Origin of the sequence: Deinococcus sp., from assembly GCF_018260405.1 — a bacterium.
Taxonomy (GTDB): Bacteria; Deinococcota; Deinococci; order Deinococcales; family Deinococcaceae; genus Deinococcus.
The window spans coordinates 1-4,549 of sequence record NZ_JAGLBG010000084.1; the positions used below are offsets into that span (position 1 = coordinate 1).

The 4,549-nt window shown below is 54.2% G+C and carries 3 protein-coding genes; all 3 read left to right on the forward strand.

Features of this window, described 5'->3' with window-relative positions; all coding sequences use genetic code 11:
* The coding region (locus QZ269_RS10300; RefSeq protein ID WP_291426625.1) for a hypothetical protein at positions 1-1,477 on the forward strand (1,477 nt) is incomplete at its 5' end.
* Positions 1,477-2,952: a BREX system Lon protease-like protein BrxL gene (brxL, locus tag QZ269_RS10305; RefSeq protein WP_291426639.1), complete on the forward strand. Its 1,476-nt coding sequence runs from the start codon at positions 1,477-1,479 to the stop codon at positions 2,950-2,952. The genes QZ269_RS10300 and brxL, both read left to right, overlap by 1 nt.
* 2 nt (positions 2,953-2,954) lie before the next feature.
* Complete coding sequence (locus tag QZ269_RS10310) at positions 2,955-4,118, forward strand: cysteine desulfurase family protein (RefSeq protein WP_291426626.1); 1,164 nt, start codon at positions 2,955-2,957, stop codon at positions 4,116-4,118.
* The last annotated feature ends 431 nt before the right edge of the window (positions 4,119-4,549 follow it).

Below are 4,549 nucleotides of genomic sequence, written 5' to 3' on the forward strand. Positions count from 1 at the left end.
TGAGGGCGCCGCGGTGGAAGTTTTAAAAATGGGTGCTGCAGCCATAGCAGCGTGGCTGACTGAGCACCCAGAACACTTAAATCAACCCGCCATTCAGCGGCTGCGCGATTACCTACCCACCCACAGCTACCAGAGCCTCATGGGCCAATTGCCTGTCAACCTCCCTGCCGCACTTCCAGAAGACCCTGGGCAGTGGAGTGCTTGGATGCAGCGTGAATACCTTCCATACCGCACATCGCAACATGCAGATCAAGGGCAGCTTCTCCCCACACTGCGTCATTTTGCGGAGCAGTTCCTGAAAACGTACTCCAAGGCGTTGAATGTGGGGACGCACGCCGAGCATCTGGTGTGGACGCGAACGGCAGCGCTTAAACACAGCCGTGTCCTGACGCTTGTTGCCATTTGCGACGGCCTCAGCTTATATGACCTTGCCATTTTGCAGGGGCACCTGACGCAGCAAGATACGGGGCAGCGACTTAGCGACTGCGGAGTGCAAGTGGCCTTTCCAGCCTTGCCCACCATTACCCATCAGGCTAAGCCTGCCTTGGTGAGGGGCGTCGCTCCTACGCTGAGCGAGGGCGCGGAGCCGCTGGGAATCACGTCCACGCAGGAAACCAAAGTGGAAGCTGCGCTGAAAGAAGGCAGACCGGGTGATGTTGTCTTCTGGAATTACGTGAAAACCGACAAGCTGTATCACGATGCTGGAACGCTAAGTCAGGCCCGCACAGAGGCGAATGCTACCCTTATGGCCTTGGCGGAGCGCCTGCTGGGGCTGATGCTCAAAAGCATTCCACAAGACATTCCGGCTCAACTGGTCATCACCACCGATCACGGGCGACTTTTGATGACTTCGCAGCGAACAGTTGCGCCACCGCCGAACTTCAAACCAGAGGGTAGAGCCGCTTTTGGACAATGGGGCGACATTCCAGCTTCAGGCTTTGAAGTGAAGGACGAATTTGCCTTATTAGGCCGGACAAGATTTGGGATGACTGAGGAAGCTGCTGTCATGTGGGGCAATCAAATGTTCCACATGGCAAATGGAGCTACTGGTTCCGAAGTTTGTCCACATGGAGGAATCACACCTGAGGAAGTGCTAATTCCTTGGGCTGTTTACGCTCGTGACCTAGAATTCCGACTACCAACCTTTGAAGTGACGGGCGAGGGCGAGGCAGAACAACCTGGAACCCTGCTGCTGAGGGCCGTCAACCCCAATCAGGTGCCGGTCACGGTGTGGCAGGTGAGCGGTTCCGTCTCCCAGTGGGTGTCTTTATCTCTCCCCTGGGTTCTATCTGCCAACGATGTCACCCAATTGGAGATTCCGCTGCCAAGTTGGCCGAAATCCTCAGACCTCCCAGCACTGCAATTGCGTCTCGGTGTCCGCGCAGGCGAAGGGGCCGCGCAGGAAGTGGATGCTCAGATCAATTTGCAAAGCGAGGAGTTGTACTCTTCAAACGATATAAACCTGGATGACCTGTGATGAATATTGACTTAGACCCTAAAACTGGGGGTACGGCGCTAGCTGCCGTGGCCCTGAAACAACTGAACGCCAAGGTCATGGAAGTATTCCGGTCACTGGCGATTGATAAACGTCGCTTGCCCGCCAGTCAGCTCAGCGAACGTGGTATTCCCGCTTACGTGGCCGAATGGGTGTTAGAGAAAGTCGTTCCTGGCACAGGCGAACTAACTGCCGAAGAAGCGACTAAAGTCTTGGAATGGGCTGCCCGTGTGATTCCAGGTCCAAGCGAGCAAAACATCGTTAAGCACAAGCTGGCGCAGGGGCAGGCGATCAAGATACTGACGCCACTGCAAGCCGAAATTCAAATTAAGAAGGGCAAGGAACCCGAGCGAGTCGCGCAACTGAAACTTCTCGGCATTTCCGATGCTTACATTTCCGATAACTTGCTGGAGGAACACCCTGACTTGCTGCGGCAAGGCATGTGGGGCGTGGTGGAGTTGGGAGCGCTGAAAGATGGAGCGGCAGTCCTTTCCTTCCAACCCATGCAGGCCAACGTAAACCTTAATCTTTACAAGGAAGCCCGCAAAAAATTCACCTTGCATGAGTGGCGGGCACTGCTGCTGACCACCCTCGGCTTTGATCCAGAAGCCTTTACCGATGATCAACAAACTTGGCTGCTGTGCCGCCTGCTGCCTCTCGTGCAGAAGAACATGCACATGATGGAACTTGCCCCAAAAGGAACAGGCAAGAGTTTCACCTACGAGAATATCAGCCCCAAGGTGCGCCTGATCAGTGGTGGCAACATCTCGCCCGCAGTGCTGTTTGTAAACAACGCTAACAGCAATTGGGGAATTCTCGCTCGCTTCAAGGTAGTCGTGCTAGACGAAGTACAAACCTCTAAATTTGAGAAGCCAGAGGAAATCGTCGGCGGTCTCAAGGGTTATCTGGCAAACGGCAAACTCACCCGTGGCGGCCTGCACGAGACGGCCAGTGATTGTGGTTTCGTGATGTTGGCAAACATTACGCTGGACGATCAACAACGCCCTGTGAAGAACTCACTGGTCGAGGAACTCCCTAAATTCCTGCGCGAGACCGCGTTTCTCGACCGGATTAAGGCACTTCTACCCGGCTGGGAATTACCCAAACTCAGCTCTAAGCTGCTTGTGGGTACAGACTCCCCGCTCACCGTCGGCCTGAAATCTGACTTCTTTGGGGATGCACTTATCGCCCTGCGTGAAGACCTTGTGGCCGAAAGTTACGCTTCCCGTGCGGTAAAACTAGGTGGTGAGAAACCCTACCGCCGCAACGAGGAAGCGGTGCGCAGTATCGCGGCTGGACTCATGAAAATTCAGTTCCCACATGGCGAAATTTCACCAGAGGACTTCCTGACTTACTGCCTCAAGCCTGCCATCCAACTCAGGCAAGGCATCTGGGATGAACTATATGCGCTGGACAGCGAGTATAGGCAGTATGAGTCCCGCATCACTCCGGGTTAGCCATGTCTAACATCATTTATCTCGATTACAACGCGACAACGCCGTGCGACCCTCGGGTTTTAGAGGGCATGGTGCCTTACTTCACCACCCACTTTGCTAACCCTTCCAGCGTGACGCACTTGCCAGGTAAGCAGGCCGCCGATGCACTGGATACGGCGCGTGAGCAGGTGGCTGCTATGTTGGGAGCTAGCCCCAAGGATGTGCTGTTCACCTCTGGAGCAACCGAAAGCAACAACCTAGCTCTCTATGGTGTGACCCGAGCTGCAACAGCGGGCGGTAATCACCGGCGCAGGATTATTACCTCGCCCATTGAACATAAGGCTGTGTTGGAACCCTGCCAGGATTTAGCTAACCAGGGATTTGACGTTCAGTATGTCCCCGTGGATGCCACTGGCCTAGTGGATTTACAGGCACTGGCAGACTTGCTAACAGAGGACACCTTGTTGGTCTCCATCCAAGCAGCCAATAGCGAAATTGGCACACTGCAACCCATTAATCAAATTGCCAAGTTAATCAAAGGTGCTGGGGCATACTTCCACTGCGATGCCACCCAAGCGGTAGGCCGAATTCCCATTGACTGGCGCAGCACGCCAATTGACTTGCTGTCACTCAGCAGCCACAAAATTTATGGCCCTAAAGGCGCTGGGGCATTACTTGCCCGCCGAGCGCTACGGCAGGGCCAACTCAGTCCTCTATCCCGTGGCGGCGGTCAAGAAGGCAAGCTGCGAGCTGGAACACAGAATGTCCCTGCCATTGTGGGTTTCGGCCTCGCATGTCAGATCATGCAGACTGAAGGACAGCAGGAAGTGAACCGCCTGCGTATACTGCGAGATTCATTTGAAGTGGAACTTAGCAAAGCTGTACCAGAAGTCACTTTCAACGGCCATCACGTTCATCGTCTTCCCAATACCAGCAGCATCACTGTGCCGGGCGTGGACGCCGATGCCCTGCTGGCAAACTTACCGCTCCTAGCCCTGAGCTTGGGATCAGCGTGCAATGCCGGGGCGATTGAACCTTCCTATGTGCTCACAGAAATTGGACTTTCACGAGACGACGCAGCGGCAACCTTCCGCTTGAGCTTGGGGAGGTATACCACCCCACAAGAATTGGAATCTGCCCGTGCTGAGATCAGCAGCGTCACCAAGAAGCTCAGGCCAGTGCCCTAACGCCTTGTAAAGAAGTTGAGTTCGTCACCGACGGCAATGTGGGCTGGCTCATTAAGCGTCTTTCTTTGACTAGACGAACAGCTACTCCAGGAACCCCAATATCCAACAGGCTCAGAGCTGCTCGCCACTCTAACGGCCCTAGAAGGGCCTGCAAATAAAATTGTGAGAGGTAAGTCCTTACTGAGTTCTCTCAGGGCTTGACGGGGCTGTGAAGGGCCGCACGGCCTATCCTGTTCAGTTGCCTTGATAGTGTTCTGCTCTTCCTCGAGAATTTCTGTTTTCCACGGTGGTCAGTTGCCTGACTCATTGCTCTCTTGCTGCAATGGTTTTTAAAAACATATAAAAAATAAAAGAATGCATTGCAGCAAGAGAGCCAAAAAAATCACGTTAACAGCGGTGTTTTCTGCCCAATCGCACGAAACCGGCAACGG

Excerpts from the sequence above, each read along its gene's own strand:
- brxL (WP_291426639.1), top strand. The coding sequence starts at position 1,477 with ATGAATATTGACTTAGACCCTAAAACTGGGGGTACGGCGCTAGCTGCC.
- QZ269_RS10310 (WP_291426626.1), top strand. The coding sequence starts at position 2,955 with ATGTCTAACATCATTTATCTCGATTACAACGCGACAACGCCGTGCGAC.